At 62.5% G+C, this 17621-nt stretch carries 13 protein-coding genes and 1 pseudogene; 6 read left to right on the top strand and 8 right to left on the bottom strand.

What is annotated here, in order from left to right; genetic code table 11:
* Nucleotides 1-49: 49 nt before the first annotated feature.
* Together V9F06_06090 and gatB are read right to left on the bottom strand one after the other, a co-directional pair.
* A complete protein-coding gene (locus V9F06_06090; protein MEI2617204.1) occupies nucleotides 50-1321 on the bottom strand; it encodes a Glu/Leu/Phe/Val dehydrogenase in 1272 nt (423 codons plus the stop codon).
* A 129-nt stretch (nucleotides 1322-1450) separates the two neighbouring features.
* Nucleotides 1451-2899: an Asp-tRNA(Asn)/Glu-tRNA(Gln) amidotransferase subunit GatB gene (gene gatB / locus V9F06_06085; GenBank protein MEI2617203.1), complete on the bottom strand. Its 1449-nt coding sequence runs from the start codon at nucleotides 2897-2899 to the stop codon at nucleotides 1451-1453.
* A 333-nt stretch (nucleotides 2900-3232) separates the two neighbouring features.
* Here gatB and V9F06_06080 point away from each other — a divergent pair, with 333 nt between their 5' ends.
* From V9F06_06080 to V9F06_06070, 3 genes are all read left to right on the top strand, one after another.
* Entirely contained in the window at nucleotides 3233-5611 is a 2379-nt protein-coding gene (locus V9F06_06080) for a molybdopterin-dependent oxidoreductase (GenBank protein MEI2617202.1), read from the top strand.
* Between the two features lie 37 nt (nucleotides 5612-5648).
* Entirely contained in the window at nucleotides 5649-6101 is a 453-nt protein-coding gene (locus V9F06_06075) for an NADH-quinone oxidoreductase subunit I (protein ID MEI2617201.1), read from the top strand.
* Between the two features lie 96 nt (nucleotides 6102-6197).
* On the top strand, nucleotides 6198-7625 hold the full coding sequence (locus V9F06_06070) for an aldehyde dehydrogenase family protein (protein ID MEI2617200.1): 1428 nt from the start codon (nucleotides 6198-6200) through the stop codon (nucleotides 7623-7625).
* On the opposite strand, the gene V9F06_06065 is transcribed toward V9F06_06070, so the two are convergent.
* On the bottom strand, nucleotides 7609-8490 hold the full coding sequence (locus V9F06_06065) for a deoxyribonuclease IV (GenBank protein ID MEI2617199.1): 882 nt from the start codon (nucleotides 8488-8490) through the stop codon (nucleotides 7609-7611). The genes V9F06_06070 and V9F06_06065 overlap by 17 nt on opposite strands.
* Nucleotides 8491-8496: 6 nt before the next feature.
* A pseudogene (locus V9F06_06060) lies at nucleotides 8497-8820 on the bottom strand (ArsC/Spx/MgsR family protein).
* Nucleotides 8821-8947: 127 nt separating this feature from the next.
* Between V9F06_06060 and rfbD the strand changes: the two are divergent.
* Genes rfbD through V9F06_06045 form a run of 3 tightly spaced genes read left to right on the top strand, consistent with a single transcriptional unit; the run spans nucleotide 8948 to nucleotide 11593 of the window.
* Entirely contained in the window at nucleotides 8948-9784 is an 837-nt protein-coding gene (gene rfbD, locus V9F06_06055; GenBank protein MEI2617198.1) for a dTDP-4-dehydrorhamnose reductase, read from the top strand.
* Nucleotides 9781-10803: a glycosyltransferase family 2 protein gene (locus V9F06_06050; GenBank protein MEI2617197.1), complete on the top strand. Its 1023-nt coding sequence runs from the start codon at nucleotides 9781-9783 to the stop codon at nucleotides 10801-10803. The genes rfbD and V9F06_06050 overlap by 4 nt, the downstream gene beginning before the upstream one ends.
* A gap of 16 nt (nucleotides 10804-10819) precedes the next feature.
* Nucleotides 10820-11593, top strand: a complete 774-nt coding sequence (locus V9F06_06045; protein MEI2617196.1) for a dolichyl-phosphate beta-glucosyltransferase — start codon at nucleotides 10820-10822, stop codon at nucleotides 11591-11593.
* Here V9F06_06045 and V9F06_06040 read toward each other — a convergent pair.
* From V9F06_06040 to V9F06_06025, 4 genes are read right to left on the bottom strand one after another with little or no spacing between them, the layout of a single operon-like run.
* Nucleotides 11569-12249 (bottom strand): AroM family protein, encoded by a 681-nt coding sequence (locus tag V9F06_06040; GenBank protein ID MEI2617195.1) that lies wholly within the window; start codon nucleotides 12247-12249, stop codon nucleotides 11569-11571. The genes V9F06_06045 and V9F06_06040 overlap by 25 nt on opposite strands.
* A gap of 24 nt (nucleotides 12250-12273) precedes the next feature.
* Nucleotides 12274-14010 (bottom strand): DNA mismatch repair endonuclease MutL, encoded by a 1737-nt coding sequence (gene mutL / locus V9F06_06035; GenBank protein ID MEI2617194.1) that lies wholly within the window; start codon nucleotides 14008-14010, stop codon nucleotides 12274-12276.
* Entirely contained in the window at nucleotides 14010-14540 is a 531-nt protein-coding gene (locus V9F06_06030) for a DNA-3-methyladenine glycosylase (GenBank protein ID MEI2617193.1), read from the bottom strand. The genes mutL and V9F06_06030 overlap by 1 nt, the downstream gene beginning before the upstream one ends.
* Entirely contained in the window at nucleotides 14533-17211 is a 2679-nt protein-coding gene (locus V9F06_06025) for a valine--tRNA ligase (protein MEI2617192.1), read from the bottom strand. Before V9F06_06025 ends, V9F06_06030 begins: the two co-directional genes overlap by 8 nt.
* Between the last annotated feature and the right edge of the window lie 410 nt (nucleotides 17212-17621).

Here is a 17621-nt window from a genome sequence, read left to right as displayed (position 1 = left end):
ACAGCTCGGAGACGGGGATGCGGGCCGCGCAGGCTCGTATCTCAGGCGGCTATGGATAGATCCCACGATCGCGCGCGAATCCGCTGACGCGCTGGATGGCCAGGCAGAGCGCGGCCGTCCTGAACTGGACGTTGTAGTTCTCGGCCGTCTCGGCAACTGCGGCGAACGCATGCATCATGATTCGGTTGAGCCGCTCGTGAATCTCCGTCTCGGTCCAGGGAAACGCCTGGATTGCCTGAACCCACTCGAAGTACGAAGCAACCACGCCGCCGGCGGTGGCAAGGATATCCGGCACCACGACGATCCCACGGTTATGAAGAATCAGGTCGGCTTCTGGATTCGTCGATCCATTTGCCGCTTCAACGACGAGACGCGTCCTGATGTCATCGGCGTTCCGTTCGGTGATTGCTTCCACGACCGACGCAGGCGCCAGAATGTCGCATGGTTGCGTCAGGAGCTCGTCATTCGTCAGTGTCTCGGCCCCATCATATCCGACCACCGAACCGGTTCGTGCCTTGTGCGCTTTCACGCGCAGCATATCCAGGCCGGTGGGCTGGTAGATGGCCCCCGACGAATCAGAGACGCCAGCAACGCGTACGCCCATCTCGTCGAGCAGAACAGCTAGCGACGATCCAACGTTGCCGAATCCCTGAACGATTGCGGACGAGCCATCGAGGCGCATATCCAGTCGACTCGTTGCCTGGCGGATCGTCATTGCAACGCCAAGGGCGGTCGCGTAGGTCCTCGCCTCGATGCCGCCGAGGCTCAGAGGATTCCCCGTCGTCACTCCGGGCATCGAATACCCATGGTGCATAGAAAGGGTGTCCATCATCCAGGCCATCGTCTGCGAGCCAGTGTTGAGGTCGGGGGCCGGGATATCTCGATTCGAACCGAGCAGCAGGGAGATCTCGGTGGTGAATCGACGCGTCAGACGCTGAAGCTCATGTTGGGACATCGACCTGGGGTTGCAAGCAACGCCGCCTGTTGCGCCGCCATATGGCAAGCCGACAACGGCGCACTTCCAGGTCATCCACATCGCCAGCGCCTTGACTTCATCCAGCGTCAGGTTTGGATGGTAGCGAATGCCACCCTTCGTCGGGCCCGGCCCAGGGTTGTGGTGGACGCGGTGGCCGGTGAATACACGCACCGAGCCACCATCCATCTCGACAGGGAAGTGCACGGTAAGCTCGCGACGACAGTAGCTGAGGATCCGCCGCATATCATCATCAAGACCGATGACATCCGCCGCCTCCGAGAACCGGTCGACCGCCATCTCGAACAGGCTGGGCTCGTGAGAACGGATGCTAGTCGTGAAAGCCATACCCGCACCACCGATCTTCCCATCGGGCGGCGCCGCCGTCCGTTCCTCACTACGTCAGGGGCGGTCTATCGCGCCAGTTCTGCCGGACTTCACCGAGAATGCCCGGAGAGCCGGGCCTGGCCCCATCGGTCACTGAGCGTCCTCGTTCAGACGTCTGCTTATCTCTTGCCTGACGACCGCCGGGTTGCCCGTTCCGCGCATTGCCTTCATGACCTGCCCGATCAGAAAGCCAAGCGCCGCCTGCTTCCCGGAGCGGTAATCTTCGACGGCTGACGGGTTCGCCGCGATGATCTCGGCGACCGCATTGGCTACGAGATCCACATCAGACACCTGGCGGAGACCACGCTGATCGACGACATCCTTCGGTGATTGACCGGTCTCGTCAACCACCCCGAGGACTTCTTTGCCCGCCTGCGCGTTGATATCTCCAGACCGAACCATCGTGACGATATCGGCAAGCTGCTCTGGCGTGATCCTGACGAGATCGAATCCTCCGCGTGCCCGAGCAATCGCGAACACATCTCCAACCAGCCAGTTGGCGACATCTCGGTAGTGGCCCCCAGCGGCGCTCACGGATCGCTCGTAATAATTCGCGACCGCAGCCTCGTCGGTCAGCAGTGCGCTCTCCTGGTGAGACAGTCCATAGGTTGCCTCGAACCGTGACACACGCGTCCACGGCAACTCCGGCATCGCGGTGGTAATCTCCGCGACCAGCTCCCGGCTAATCTCCAGTGGCGGCAGGTCCGGCTCGGGGAAATAACGATAATCGTGCGCGAATTCCTTGGACCGCTGCCCCAGCGTCACTCCGTCGGCATCTGACCAACCCCGGGTCTCCTGGACAATCGTCTCTCCCGCTCGAAGCGCAGCTCGCTGACGTTCGGTTTCGAATATCAGCGCCCGTTCGACGGCCCGAAACGAGTTCATGTTCTTTATCTCGACCTTGGCGCCGACGATGGCACCATCAACCGACCGTTGCGAGATGTTCGCATCGCAACGAAACTGGCCCTCTTCCATGTTCGCAGTCGACGCGTCGATGTAGCGGAGCATGCGTCGAAGCTCAATCAGCAGCTCCCGCGCCTCCTGCGGAGAACGCAGATCCGGCTCGGTGACGATCTCCATGAGCGGTACGCCGGAACGATTGACATCGACGAGGCTGTAATCGCCGGCATGGCCGGCGGTGTGTGTCAGACGAGCCGTGTCTTCTTCAAGATGGACGCGCGTGATGCCAATCCGCCGGGTGGATCCATCAACCGCGATATCCAGGTATCCACCCACCGCCATCGGGAGATCATACTGTGAGACCTGATACCCCTTCATGAGGTCCGGGTAGATGTAATTCTTCCGATCGAACTTGTTGAACGGTGGGATCTCCGCGCCGAGTGCCAGACCGGTCATGACCGTCTTGCGGACCGCGTCACGGTTGATGACCGGCAACACACCGGGCAACCCCAGGCAAATCGGACAGACGTGCGTGTTGGGCGGGGCGCTCGCGTACTCTGCAGAGCATCCGCAAAACATCTTGCTTCGAGTCGATAGCTGGACGTGAACTTCAAGTCCGATGACCGTTTCGAACTCCACGCGACCTCCCCGAAGACGATGGTATTCAGCCAGCGAAAATGCCGGTCGAGTATAGCATGATGGCGTTTACTCCCTGTTCACCAGCGGACGATGTGATTCGCGGGGTGAGTTCTCAGAGTCCGGAGCGTCGATTTTGTGAGGCTGCCCGCTAGCCATGCTAGAATCGACTCGGATAGAGCACCCGTTCGACGGGTGCGCCGGGCTGGTGTGTGGGGTCGTCAGCATTTTCTCTTGCGCCGAAACATATCGACGGACTCGGAAAGCCCGGATCACGAAACGACAGCGCCAGAACGGCGCGGTTGGCCGGACCTTGAGGAGACGGGGCAGCCAGATATGGTGGTGAAGTCCGACACGAAGCTCGTCACCTGCACGATCGATGGGCAGGAGGTTACGGTTCCAGCGGGGACCTACATCCTGTTGGCCGCAGATGCTGCCGGCATTGAGTTGCCGAACCTGTGCTACCAGCCCCTTCTCCGACCCTGGGGCTCGTGTCAGTTGTGCACGGTCGAGATCCTGGGTCCCCGGGGCGGGCTGATCCAGTCATGCGCGACTCCCGTTCGTGATGGCATGGAGGTTTCCACCCATTCACCCGCGGTAATCGAGTCGCGTCAGTTCGTCCTCCATATGTATCTGATCGACCACGCGCTGGACTGCCCGACCTGCGACAAGTCGGGAGAGTGTTATCTCCAGGACAACACGTATCTCCATAACGTCCATGACAGCCCCTACCTGCGTCCGAAGATCGCCCAGCCCTATCGCCATCTTCGCGAGACGATCGATTACAAGTGGGATCGCTGTATCATCTGCTCCCGCTGCACGCGTGTTTGCGATGAGATGATCGGTGTCACCGCAATTACCATCGCGGGACGGGGGCTGGAGGCCGAGGTTACGACCTCCTATGGCGCTGATCTTCGCGAGACAGCCTGCACCAACTGCGGGATGTGCATCGCGGTCTGCCCGGTTGGCGCGCTCACCGATCGCCATTTCGGCCACCACCCGTGGGAGTTGGACGCGGTCGAGACGGTCTGCGGCTTCTGCGACGTCGGCTGCACGCTGAATGTCGAGCACAACCGTGGTCTGGTGCGACGTGTAACGCATCTCTGGAACCGCGGCGTCAACGAGGGCTATACCTGCGAGCGAGGCAAATGGGGGCACGAGCACGTCCAGGATCCCCTGCGGCTCCGATACCCGCTGATCCGCGAAAGCGGCGAATACATTGAGGTCGAGCTCGACGAGGCGCTGAACACGGCGGCAGAGAAGCTCAAGCATTACCAGGGGCCGGCGTTCGCGGCGCTTGTCTCCCCGGACAACACCAACGAAGAGAACTACTCGCTGCAGCAGTTCAGCCGCGCGGTGATGGGGTCGAACAATGTCGATCGGTTGATGACCCGAAGCCAGGCATCGGTCGAGCAGGCCCTGGTCGATTCGTTTGGCATAGCAGCATCGCCGGCGGGCATGCAGGAGATGCGAACTGACTCGAACATGGTGCTGGTCGTCGGGCCGGATATCGGAGTAACCGAGCCGATTGCTTCGTATTGGCTCTTCTGGGCACTGCGCTATCGCGAAGTGAAGATGGTCGTTGTCCGGCCCGAGCACTCGTACATGTGCGATCGGTCTGACCACTGGATCCCTGCCCCGGCCGGCAGCGAAGCCGATGTCCTGAACGCAATGGCAAAGATCATCATTGCCGAGGGCCTGGCAGCGCCGGGCGCAGACATGGAAACGCTGCGTGGCGCGGTCGATGGCATCGACATCGACAAGGTTGCCGCGACGGCCGGCGTCTCGACGGAATTCCTTCGGACATGCGCCGTCCTCTACGCAACCGGCGGAGTCGGGAAACGGGACGGACGAACAGAATATCCCTCGAGCACGATCTGGCACACCGCCGCAAGCCGCGACTCCGGCGATGCAGGCGCTATCGCGATCGCGGCTCATAACCTCGCTGTGCTGACCGGCAACGTCGGCCGGCCGGGCGGCGGCGTGTTGGCTGGCCGCGGCAATGCGAATATGCAGGGCTCGTTCGATGTCGGCTGCCATCCGGCGATTCTGCCGGGTGGAGAGCTGGTTAGCGACGCGACAGCCCGCGACGCGCTCGCGGAAATCTGGCGCGACCGATGGGCCACTTCGCTTGCGTCCGAGAATGGCTTCGCTCCACTGCTAGACCTCCCGTCCGATCCGGGCGTCGGAATCGGCGGGCTCGCCGCAGCCATCGAGGCCGGCCAGGTGCGCGCGATGTACATCTCAGCGCAATCGCATAAGTGGAACAAGCCACTCGATGCCGAGCTACTGGCCGCGCTCGACAAGCTCGAGCTTCTGATTGTCGAGGACTGTTTCGACAGCGAGCTGACTCGGCGCGCGGACATCGTCCTGCCGGCGGCAATGTTCCTGGAGAAGGACGGCTCGTTCACAAACCTCGACCGAACCGTTCAGCGGCTACGCTTCGCGGTGTCGGCGCCTGGCGATTCGCACCCAACCACCTATTACGTGTCAGAAATCGCGCAGCGGCTGGGCTATCACTTCGGATACCTCAACACCGCCGTCATCATGGACGAGATCTCGGCAATCGTTCCCGGGTACGCTGGTGTCTCATTCCCGCGCCTGGAGCGCAACGGAATGCAGTGGCCAGTGTCAGGTTTCGGCGCGGAAGGGACAGTCCGGCTATCTATTGGCCAGGGTCTGGTAGCAGACGCCATCCGGATCGTCGCTGACTAGGTAGAACCCGGACGGGGCAGAAAGAGAGCCTTCGCGTATGTTTGACGAGTTCAAGGGCTTCGCAGTCACCTTGAGACGACTGCCGCGTAAGTCAGTGACGTTCTTCTATCCCGACGAGAAGCGGCCGATGCCACCACGCTTCCGCGGGCTGCCGTCGTTACGAGCCGACCCCGAAACAGGGGAGGCGCTCTGCGTCGCCTGCGGACTATGCGCGCGGATCTGCCCGACCTCGTGTCTTGAAATGCATGTCGTTCCATCCGAAGAAGGCGACCGGGAGTTGGGCGAATTCATCCTTCGTTCGGGTCGCTGCCTGTTCTGCGGCTTTTGCGCGCAGGTATGTCCGGTCGACGCGATCACGATGAGCGGCGCGTACGAGCGGTCGGTAATGGATCGCGACGGTCTGATCTATACCAAGACCGAGCTATCTGCGTTCGGCGCGCAGAACGAGACCTGGTGGGGGGCGGACAGCCCGAAGTTCTCGAAGAACTAGTTCACGGATCGAACAGTTGAATCGAGGGCGCGCGGGTACTCCCCGACGCGCCCTCGATGGCGTGTAGACTGGCAAACAGAAGAGAGGAGCCTCGAAGTGGCGAAGCAATATCCGTACTACTGCGCCGGAGAGTGGAGGTCGAGCGATCGTCCGCTCGAGATTCGCAATCCGTGGAACGATGAGATCGTCGGCACAACATCGTTTGCGACGGAGGATGACGTCGAGGACGCCATCCGTGCCGCCGAGGACGCGTTCGAGATCATGCGCGTCATGCCGCTTTACGAGCGGGCAGCCGCGCTCGACAAGCTTGCCGACTCCCTCGAAGAACGTGGTGAAGAGGTTGCTCGTCTCCTCGCACAGGAGGCAGCCAAGCCTTTGCGCGACGCTCGGGTCGAGGTGATGCGAGGAGTGTTCACTATCCGGGTTGCCGCGGAGGAGGCCAAGCGGATCGGCGGTGAGATGATCCCACTGGATCTACTGCCGTCGTCAAAGGGGCGGTTCGGCATCACGAGGAAGGTTCCGATCGGCCCTATCGCGGCGATCTCGCCGTTTAACTTTCCGTTGAACCTGGCGCTACACAAGGTCGCGCCAGCCATCGCGTCGGGCAACTCGGTCGTCCTCAAGCCACCCACGCACGATCCACTGACAATGCTAACGTTCGCCGAGATGATCGATGAAGTCGGGCTCCCGAAAGGAGCTGTCTCGATCATGCCAATGGATCGCCAGACGGGTGACCGGCTCGTGACCGACGAACGTTTCAAGCTGCTGTCATTCACCGGCTCACCGGACGTTGGCTGGGAGATGAAGCAGCGAGCGGGCAAGAAGAAGGTCGTGCTCGAGCTGGGTGGAAACGCCGGCGTGATCATCGACGCAGATGCCGATATCGGTCTGGCAGCCCAGCGAGTGCGCGCTGGAGCGTTTGCCTATGCCGGCCAGGTCTGTATTTCCGTCCAGCGCGTCTACGTCCATCGCGACAGTTACGATGCGTTCTGCGAGCAGCTTGTTGCCGCGGTCGGGACAATCAAGACCGGCGATCCGCTCGACCCGGACACCGAGCTGGGGCCGATGATCGACGCGAAGGCGGCAAGCCGGGTCGACGAGTGGGTCCGCGCGGCGGTTGCCGAAGGCGCCACGCTTCTGACCGGTGGCAAGGCGAGCGGCCGCTTCTACGAGCCGACGGTGATCGTCAACGCGTCCCCGGATTCGTTCGTGTGTTCGCGCGAGGCGTTCGCGCCGATCGTCACCGTGTTCCCGGTCGAAAGCTTCGAAGCCGCGCTCGCTGCGGCAAACGACTCCGTCTTCGGGCTACAGGCCGGCGTCTTCACGAACAACATCGAGCACGCATTTCAGGCATTCGACCGATTGGACGTTGGAGGCGTCATCCTCAACGATGTCCCGGTCTACCGGATCGACCACATGCCATACGGCGGCGTCAAGGATTCGGGCCTCAGTAGAGAAGGCATCCGATACGCGATCGACGATATGACCGAGACACGGCTGCTGGTGGTCAATCGGTTGTCGTAGTCGCGGTCGGATATGCCGCGCCCTGCTGCGCGCGCAGCAATGTGATGGCCTCGCGGTCTTCCGCGAGGTCGTCGCCCTTCTCGGTTTCCAGCAACGCGGGCTTACCGCTCAACCTGTCGTCGTTCATGAAATTCCAGAACCCGCCGATACCGATGCTGCCCTGCCCGATCAAGTCGTGTCGATCCTTCTTCGACCCGAGTGACTGCTTGGCATCGTTGAAGTGGAACGCTTCGATCTTTTCGATGCCGATGAGCCGATCGAAGGTGTCCATCGTTGCGGCGTAGGCTTCAGGAGAGACGATGTCGTATCCGGCGACGTAGACGTGACACGTGTCGAAGCAAACCGCGACCCGCTCCGGATGCTTGATACCGGCGAGCATCGCCTGCAGCTCCTCGAAGGTCGAGCCGAGATTCGACCCCTGGCCTGCCGTGGTCTCCAGAAGGGTCACGGTGGTCAGTTCCGGAAGATCGGCATGGACACGGTCGAGTGCCTCAATGACTCGCAGAATGCCCGCATCGGTTCCGCTACCCGTGTGTGATCCGGGGTGGGTGACCAGAAATGGAATGCCGAGCAGCTCACAGCGCTCGAGCTCCACGCAAAACGCTGCGATCGACTTCTCCCAGAGCTCATCCTTCGGGGATGCCAGATTAATGAGATATGAATCATGAGCGACTACCGGGTGGATGTCATGCTCCTGGAGTGCTGCCTTGAAACGGGTCACTTCATCATCGGCGATCGGCCTTGCCCGCCACTGGTTCTGATTCTTGGTAAATATCTGCAACGCTTCAGAATCGACGGATTTCGCGCGTTCGACCGCCTTGTCGAATCCGCCAACAATCGACATGTGGGCGCCTAGTCGCAACATCGTCACCTATCCTGCTTCTGTCTCATTAGCAGCGATCGCCGCCAACGCCTTCTTGTCAAAGCCCATGATCAGCCGGTTACCATCGAGAATGAGCGGGCGGCGGATCAACGTCGGTTCGCGGATCATCTCGTCGAGCAACTCTCCGCCGGTCATCGCGTCGATCTCATCGCGCCTGGCCTGATAGACACGTGAGCGCCTCGAAAGTATGTCCATCGGTTCAGCGCTGGCAGCAGCGAGCAGCCCGCCGAGCTCCTCAACGGTAAGGCGATCGCGAAAGAAATCACGCCGATCAAAATCCAGATGCGCTTCGCCGAGGAACTCCTCGGCTCGCTTGCAGCTCGTTCAGGTCGGATGGACGTAGGCGCGCAGGGTCATTGAGCCTCCCCACTGTGTACGTACAGTTTTCCCCGCATTGTATCATCGGTACCTGGCCGGTCGGGCCAGTTGGAGGACAGTTGTGAAGAAGGACAGGGTCGCCGTCACCGGCAGCACCGGTCAGCTCGGGGAGTCGATCGTGCGCCTCTGGGCCGATCGTTGGGATGTCGTGCCGCTCGGCGGACAGTCGTTGGACCTGGCGTCATGGCCGGCCGTCCGCGACGCCATCGCCGCGATTCAGCCGCGGATCGTCGTTCACGCCGCGGCAGCGACCGATGTCGACCGGTGCGAGGTCGAACCCGACTGGGCCTACCGAGTCAACGCGATCGGCACACGACACGTTGCCCGCGCCGCCACCGCGTGTGGCGCATCGCTCGCCTACATCTCAACAAACTATGTCTTCGATGGTCGGAAACCTGACTCGTACCACGAGTTCGACTCCACCGGGCCGATCAGTGTCTACGGCGCGTCCAAGCTGGCTGGGGAGATTGAAGCGCGCGCCACGGCCGAGTGCTACGTCGTGCGGACAGCATGGCTCTACGGTCGCACGGGACGCAACTTCGTATCGACGATGCGCAGGCTCATGGCTGAGCGAGACTATCTGACCGTCGTCGAAGATCAACGAGGCAACCCGACCTTCGTCGACGACCTCGCCCTCGCGATCGAGGCGATTGTCACTCGCGGGCCAGGTGGCACGTACCACGCAGTAAACGCCGGCGTCGCATCGTGGCATGAGTGGGCCGTTGCCATCGCCGGCCTGGTTGGAGCGGGTACAGAGATCCGGCCAATACCCGGCGCAGATTACCGGCGTGCCGCGAATCCCCCTACGAATGGAGCGCTGGCATCACTCGCGCTGCCGCCACTCGGTGTCACGTTGCCCGATTGGCGCGACGCGCTACAACGCTGCCTCAGCGAATGACACGAGTCGATCTGATCGTGCCTACTTTCAATGGCACTGACCTGCTGCGCGCGTGTCTACGGAGCCTCCGCGCGTCGACGTTCACCGACTACCAGCTCTGGGTCGTTGACGATGGGTCGACCGAGCCGATCGCGCCGGTGGTCGCTCGGGCAGCGCAGCGTGGGCAGATCATCCGGTTCGAGCAGAATGTTGGTCTGACTCGGGGCCTGAATGCAGCCATTGCCCGCGGCGCTGGTGAATATGTCGTGCTACTCAACAACGACACCGAGGTCGAGCCGGACTGGCTCGCCTCGCTCGTTCGATGCGCCGACGAGCATCCCCGAGCCGGCAGCGTCGCGTCAAAAATGCGGTTGATGAGCGATCGCACTCGATTACACTCCGCGGGAGATTACTATTCCGTCCGAGGGATGCCGGGCAACCGAGGCGTCTGGATGTTCGATGCCGGCCAGTACGATCAACAGAAGCATGTCTTCAGCGCCTGTGGTGGCGCCGCGCTCTATCGGAGGGCGGCGCTCGCCACTGTCGATCGGGGCGGCGGCGAGATATTCGACGAGCGACTGTTCATGTACTGCGAAGATGTCGATCTTGCCTGGCGTCTTTGGCGACAGAAGTGGGAGTGCGTGTACTGTCCAGACGCTGTCGTTTACCACGCGCTGTCCGCGACGGCTGGTGGCAAGCTGGCAAGCTACTACGTCGCGCGCAATCTCTGGCTTGTCATTGCCCGCTCGATCCCGCGGGGAGTGCTGCCCGATCGGCAGCGGGTCATCGCGTATCACTTCGGCAGGTTCGCCCGTGATCTCCGGCACGCGCGGGAACCGGCAGCCCGCGCGGCACTACGCGGCACTCTGGCCGGACTCGCGCTCGCAGCAGGCGACTGGCGCCGCCGCCCGCTTGTGAGCGATGGGGAGCGGCAACGCCTCCGCGCACTGCTGTCCGACAGCCGATTGAGCCCGGGGCTGCCGGCCGCTGCTACACTTTGCAGCCGGAGTTCGCAGACACGAGACGGGACAGCCGGTTGACGGGCATCGGGAGACAGTGATCGAAGCGCAACGGCCCGAGCTCACGATCGTGATCCCGGCCTTCAACGAAGAACAGCGGCTGCCAGCGACACTGGCCGCGATCGATCGCTACCTCGTAGACGAGCGAATTGTGGCCGAAATCATTGTCGCCGACGACGGCAGCACCGACAGAACTGCCGAGATCGCGCGCCGCTTCACTCCCTCGTCCGCCGACCTGGTTGTCTTATCCCTGCCCCATCGCGGCAAGGCGTACGCAGTCCGCGACGGCATCCTCAGCGCGACTGCCGATTATGTCCTGTTCACGGACGCCGACTTGTCGACGCCGATGAGGTTTGCGCCGCTGCTGCTCGATGAGCTCCGCCGAGGGGCTGGGGTCGCGATCGGTTCGCGCGAGGGAATCGGGGCGCGCCGCGTTGGCGAGCCCGCCTACCGGCACTTCATGGGACGTGTCTTCAATTTCGTCGTTCAGGCTCTGGCCGTACCGGGCATCAGCGACACGCAATGCGGCTTCAAGGCCTTCCGCGCAGACGCTGCCCGAAAGATCTTCGCGAGAACGCAACTCCACGACCCTGGTGAGATCCGCGGCCCGCGCGTCAGCGGTTTCGATGTCGAGGTGCTGTTCATCGCGCGACGATTGGGCTATCGAATCGCAACAGTTCCCGTCTACTGGGAGCACGTGCCGGGAAGCAAGGTAAGACCGATCCAGGACTCGGCGCTGATGTTTCTCGACGTTGTCCGTGTCCGCGTCAATGCGCTTCGCGGGCGCTACGACACGACCGCACGACCCTGATCGCTCGTCGGGTCCCCGACGAGCTCGCTGAGAATCGCGCCGACAAGCCCGTTGGCCAGAATCACCGGCGTCGAGACGGACCGGCGCGCATCGGCCAGCATCTGACGATCAAATCCCATGCAATCCATGACGATCGCATGTGCGCCAGCCGCAGCGAGCTGCCGCATCGACTCGCCTACCGCGCGGGCTCCTGCGTATGGCGAAACACTGGCGGTCACGACCGCCCGACCATCGGTCGACCACTTCGCAACCATTGACTCGTGTTGATCGGGATGCGGCATCAACACTCCCAGCGTGCCATTGGTAAGGAACGCGTCACACACACCGGACAGGATCCGGTCGGGGAAGATAAGCAGCGTTGGGCAGCGAAGCTCCGGGAAGGCGCCGGTGCAGAGAACACAGACAATCGACGCGCCAAGGTCTACCACGCGGTCGATCGCAGACTGCACATACGGCAGTAGCCGCTCCTTGCCGACCACCGCCTCCCGTCCATCCACTAAACGCGTGACCAGGACGTGGTCTCCACGAGTCGGTCTCAGCGACTCGATCGTCTCGTTGTCGAGGCCGTCGAGAGCGCCGGCTTCGATCAGCATGGGCCGAGCATCGCCGAACATTGACGCTGTGACATCATCCCGTGGCGCTTGGCCGATGGTCACCAATCCGAGCACGCGCTCCTCCGTTCATCGGCGTGAGAACTGCTTTTCCAGCTCTTCCGAGGTCATCCTCAACATCGTCGGCCGGCCATGGCCGCACGCAAGCGGCGAGGAGCATCGTTCGAGCTGAACGACGAGCTCCCGCATCTCCAGCAATGAAAGCGGCTGGTTCGCGCGGATCGAAGCGTGACAGGCCGCACTGATGGCGAGGGACTCCAGACGTGACTCCCCTCGTCCACCAGCCACCAGCTCTTCAAGTATCGTCTCAATCATTCGAGCCGGGTGTCGGACACGCAGCTTGGCCGGCACAGCCCGGACGAGAATCGCCGTGCCGCCGAATTCCTCGAGGTCGAAGCCAAGCGCCACCAGGTCGTCGCGGCAATTGCGATACATCTCCCAGGCTGGCGCCGCCAGATCGACCGTAGCCGGCTCCAGCAGAAGTTGGCGGTCTGGCGAACGGGCGACGTAGTCCGCCATCAACCGCTCATACATGATCCGCTCGTGGGCGGCATGCTGGTCGATCATATACATACCGTCCGGTCCCTCGGCGATGATGAACGTCGACGCGATCTGGCCAAGGACGCGAAGAACTGGCAGCCGGTGTTCCGCCGCTGGCTCCGGCGCGAGCGACTCGCTGGTTCCCGAAGAAAGCGTGTCGGTCAATGACGCCAGCGATGGGTGGCGGTCGGGGTGCGCCAGCGCGAAGCGTCGCTGGACCGCCCAGTCGCTGAGCGGCGACGCGACGACCGTGGGGACGGCCGGCGGAGGCGCCATTGCGACAATCGCCTCGCGAACGGCGCGCTGGACGAGCGAAAAGACAAGCCGCTCGTCGGCAAACCGAACCTCTGCCTTCGTCGGATGAACGTTGACGTCGATACGATCGGGCGGCACGGTCAGCCGGATGCAGCCAACCGGATGGCGGCCAACCATCAGCAGCGTCTGGTACGCCTGCTCGAATGCGGTTCCGAGTTGACGGCTCGCCACGAGTCTCCCCTGCGCGAACAGGTGCTGGGCCTGTCTGGTCGCTCGATCGAGATGCGGGAGTGACACCAGGCCACCAACGTCGTATCCCTCCGGCATGTCATCTGGAGTGCGCAGCGGCACAAGCGCAGCGGCAACTTCATCACCCCAGACACCGACGGCTGCCGCGATCTGATCGCCACGCCCGTCGGTCGTCATCGTCCGCCGGCCGTCAATCTCCAGCGTGAACGCGACACCGGGGTAGGCAAGCGCATATGCGCTCACGACGCGCGTCACGTAGGACGCCTCTGTCTGCGGCTGGCGGAGGAATTTGCGACGCGCCGGAACATTCTCGAACAGGCTCCGCGCGGAAATTGCTGCGCCACTGGCCCAGGCGATGCGCTCGACCGGGCCGCCGACGCCGAACTTCACACGCCTGGACCATCCCTCGCCGCTGGCGCCATCGAGGGTGCGGATGGTGAGGTCGCTGACAGCGGCCATCGACGCGAGCGCCTCGCCACGAAAGCCTAGCGTCTTCAATGACATCAGATCGTCGATCGAGGTGATCTTCGATGTCGCGTGGCGCTCGACAGCCAGCAGCAAGTCCTTGTCAGACATGCCGGCCCCGTCGTCCCGGACATCGATGAACGCGACTCCACCCTCGCTGATCGCCACATCGATTGCGGTAGCGCCAGCATCAAGCGCATTCTCGATGAGCTCCTTCACCGCCGCCGCCGGGCGTTCGATCACCTCGCCGGCGGCGATGCGCCCGATCATCTCTTCCGGCAGCCGTTGAATGCCCATCAGTGATCCCTCACGAGTGGCCGGCCAGCAAACCGCCACGGCGTCTCAACTCCCCGCCGGATTCCCACTCGCGTTGTCTGCTGGATGACACAAGGCACGCGTTCGGTGCTGATCGAAAAGCGAGGGCCAGGAATTCGCTCACCATGGTCGGCCAGCACGATATCCAGCGCCCGGGCTGTTCGTCCCGGCCCGGACACGTGTCGTTGTTGATCTGGCAAGAGCACGCCGCGAAGCAGCACCGCCGACGCCGACCCCCGAGCGCCGGTGACGATGTTGAAGCAGGGATACATGCCATACGCCGCATAGACATAGACGGTCCCGCCATGATCTGTCATAACTGCCGCGCGCCCACCCGGTCGGAAAGCTGCATGCGAGGCAAGGTCTTCCGCCCCACCGTACGCCTCGGTCTCAAGAATCAACGCCCGCGTCGTTACGTCAACCATCAACCATCGTCCGACGAGCCCACGAGCAACACCGACGACATCGGCCATGAACCAGTCGGCGGGCAGAGCGTCAGATGCATCAACCAAGCTCAGTCAGGCTCCTGCGCAGCAAGTCCTGACGTTCCGCTGCCGCCGCTCGACGCTCGCGCTGAGCTCCGACGACCTTCTCCGGCGCCTTGGCTACGAACTGCTCATTGGCGAGCATCGCATCAACTCGAGCGATTTCTGCCTCGACTTCTGCGATCTCCCGTTCGATTCTCGCCTGTTCCGCGGCAAGGTCAACCATCCCAGCCAGTGGTAGGTAGATCGTCGACCCGCCGACGACGATCACAGTGCTCGTCGCAGGAGACTCCGGCTCGCCGTCGCGAACCTCCCAGGTATCGCGATCGATCCGGGCGAGAGACTGCAGCTCGCCCGCCAGCTCTTCGAACGTCGCCCGCGCCTGGCCAGGATAGATGACCGCGCTGATCCGACGACCCGGATCGACCCCATGTTCGCTGCGAGCATTCCGGATCTCCCGGGTGGCTTCACGAAGCAGCTCGAAGCTGGCGACGGCCTCTGGAAACGACTCCCCCGCCTCCGGGAATGCGGCTACGATCAGCGCATCCCCGGAATGCGGAAGTTGCTGCCAAAGCTCTTCGGTCACAAACGGCATGAACGGGTGCAGCAGCCGAAGCGTCCTCTCGAGCACATAGGCGAGCGTCTGGGGCACAACAGGATCCATCGGTTCGGCGTAGAGCCGCACTTTCACTGCCTCGATATACCAGTCGCAGAACTCCGACCAGATAAATTCATACAGCGCCCGGCCGGCCTCGTGCAGTTGATACCCGTCCATCAACCGGGTGACATCTTCGATCGTGGAGGCGAGCCGGCTGAGAATCCACCGATCCGGGATCGAGAGTGCTTCGTCAACAGGGCGAGCAGGAGCGCCGTCGTCGTCCCGCACGATCTGTGCGCTTTCGATCGCTCGCAACGAAAAGCGAGTCGCGTTGAACAGCTTGTTGGCGAAATTACGCATGGCTTCGACGCGTTCGGTGGACAGCTTCAGGTCGCTGCCTGGACCCGATGCTGTGAGAAGCGCGAACCGTAGCGCGTCGGTCCCATACTCCGCGCTGATTGTCGTCGGATCGAGCACGTTGCCTTTGGTCTTGCTCATGCGCTGGCCGTGCTGATCGCGGACGGTTCCGTGAAGATAGACATCCTTGAACGGAGGCGCGCCCATGAGCTCGATGCCGAAGAAGATCATCCTCGCCACCCAGTGGAAGATGATGTCGTAGCCAGTCTCCATCAAATGACCGGGGTAGTACATGCGCAGGTCCGGCGTCTCTTCCGGCCAGCCAAGCGTCGAGAAGGTCCAGAGGCCGGACGAAAACCAGGTATCGAGCACGTCAGGATCCTGCTCGATATTGCGCGACCCGCATGCGTCGCAGCTCCCGAGGCGCTCCTGGTCGGTTGCCGTCATTTCTCCACAGTCGCGGCAGTACCAGATCGGAATCCGGTGGCCCCACCAGAGTTGCCGCGAGATGCACCAATCGTGGATGTTCTCCATCCAGCTCAGATACACGGTGGAAAATCGCGATGGATAGAATCGGATCTGGCCGTCCTTCACGACTTCTATCGCCGGCTTCGCCAGTGGCGCCATCTGGACGAACCACTGCTTCGAGATGAGCGGCTCGACAACTGACCCACAACGGTCACAATGCCCCACCGAATGCTCGTGCGGCTCGACGCGGGCTAGCGCTCCATCCTGTTCCAGTCGCGCAACGACCTGCTCGCGTGCTTCGGCGATTGACAACCCTGCAAACGGCCCGGCCTCGTCATTCATCGTGCCGTCGAGATTCATGACATTCACCATCGGCAGGTTGTGTCGCCGGCCAATCTCGAAATCATTCGGATCGTGAGCCGGAGTCACTTTGACTGCGCCGCTGCCAAATGCACGGTCGACAGCCTCATCGGCGACGACGGGAATCCGACGGTTGAGGATCGGAAGGATGACCTCATGGCCGATCAGCGCGCGATACCGTTCGTCGTCTGGGTGGACCGCGACCGCGGTGTCCCCCAGCATCGTCTCGGGCCGGGTCGTCGCAACCTCGATAACGCCACTCCCATCGGCCAGTGGGTAGCGCAGATGCCAGAGAAACGACGAGACATCTTCATGAACGACCTCGAGGTCGGAAAGCGCCGTCATGCAACGTGGACACCAGGAGATCAGACGCTCCCCGCGATAAATCAGGCCCTTGTCATACAGATGCTTGAATGCCACGCGAACTGCGTGGGCGGGGCCAGGATCCATCGTGAAGACATATCGCGACCAGTCGCACGACGCGCCGAGCGACTGGAGTTGACCCTTGATTCGCTCCTGGTACGACTCCATCCAGTCCCAGACGCGGCTGAGGAACTGCTCGCGCCCGAGATCATGGCGTGTCAATCCCTCCTTCGCGAGCTCCTTCTCGACGACCCACTGCCCCGCAATACCAGCATGGTCTGCGCCTGGCAGCCAGAGCGCGGCGAAGCCGAGCATCCGGTGATACCGGATCATCAGATCCTCGACCGCCGAAAACAGCGCGTGCCCCATATGCAGCTCACCAGTGACGTTGGGTGGCGGCATGATAACGACGTATGGACCGCGGCCACGATCGACTGGCTTGAAGTAACCGCGAGAGTGCCAGAACTCGTACCAGCCGCGTTCTGTGGCGCCTGGATCGTAGGCCTTACCCAGCTCATCCGCGCCGGACGCGACCCCGGGCTGCGTCGTCATACTCGTTCTCCTTTGATCTGCCAGAAGCCGGCCGGCAGTGGCGCTCATGCTCAATCAGAAACAGAAAACCCGTCCTGCCAAGGACGGGCTCACCCGCGGTTCCACCTTGCTTCGACGGCTGGGCCGTCGCGCTCGTGCGCGATAACGGGCGAACCCGCGAGAGCCTGGCGTGTCGATCGACACCTCAGCGCTCGACCGAACGGGCGACTTCAGCCGCGCCTGCGTGGCGAGGCTTGCAGCCTCGGGCCTCGCCTCTCTGGCCGCCGCGGAGGACCTACTCCTCCCGTCCTTTGGCGGTTCTCAGTTGCTTCATAGGATACCAGCGCGGACAGGGAATCCGCAGCCATTTCGTGTATCGTGACTGCATGTCAACGAACGTTTCGTCCGGTGCGTTCCGAACGTGTTCGGGG

This window comes from Thermomicrobiales bacterium, from assembly GCA_037045155.1.
GTDB lineage: Bacteria > Chloroflexota > Chloroflexia > Thermomicrobiales > CFX8 > JAMLIA01.
This window is presented reverse-complemented; position numbering and strand designations above follow the sequence as displayed.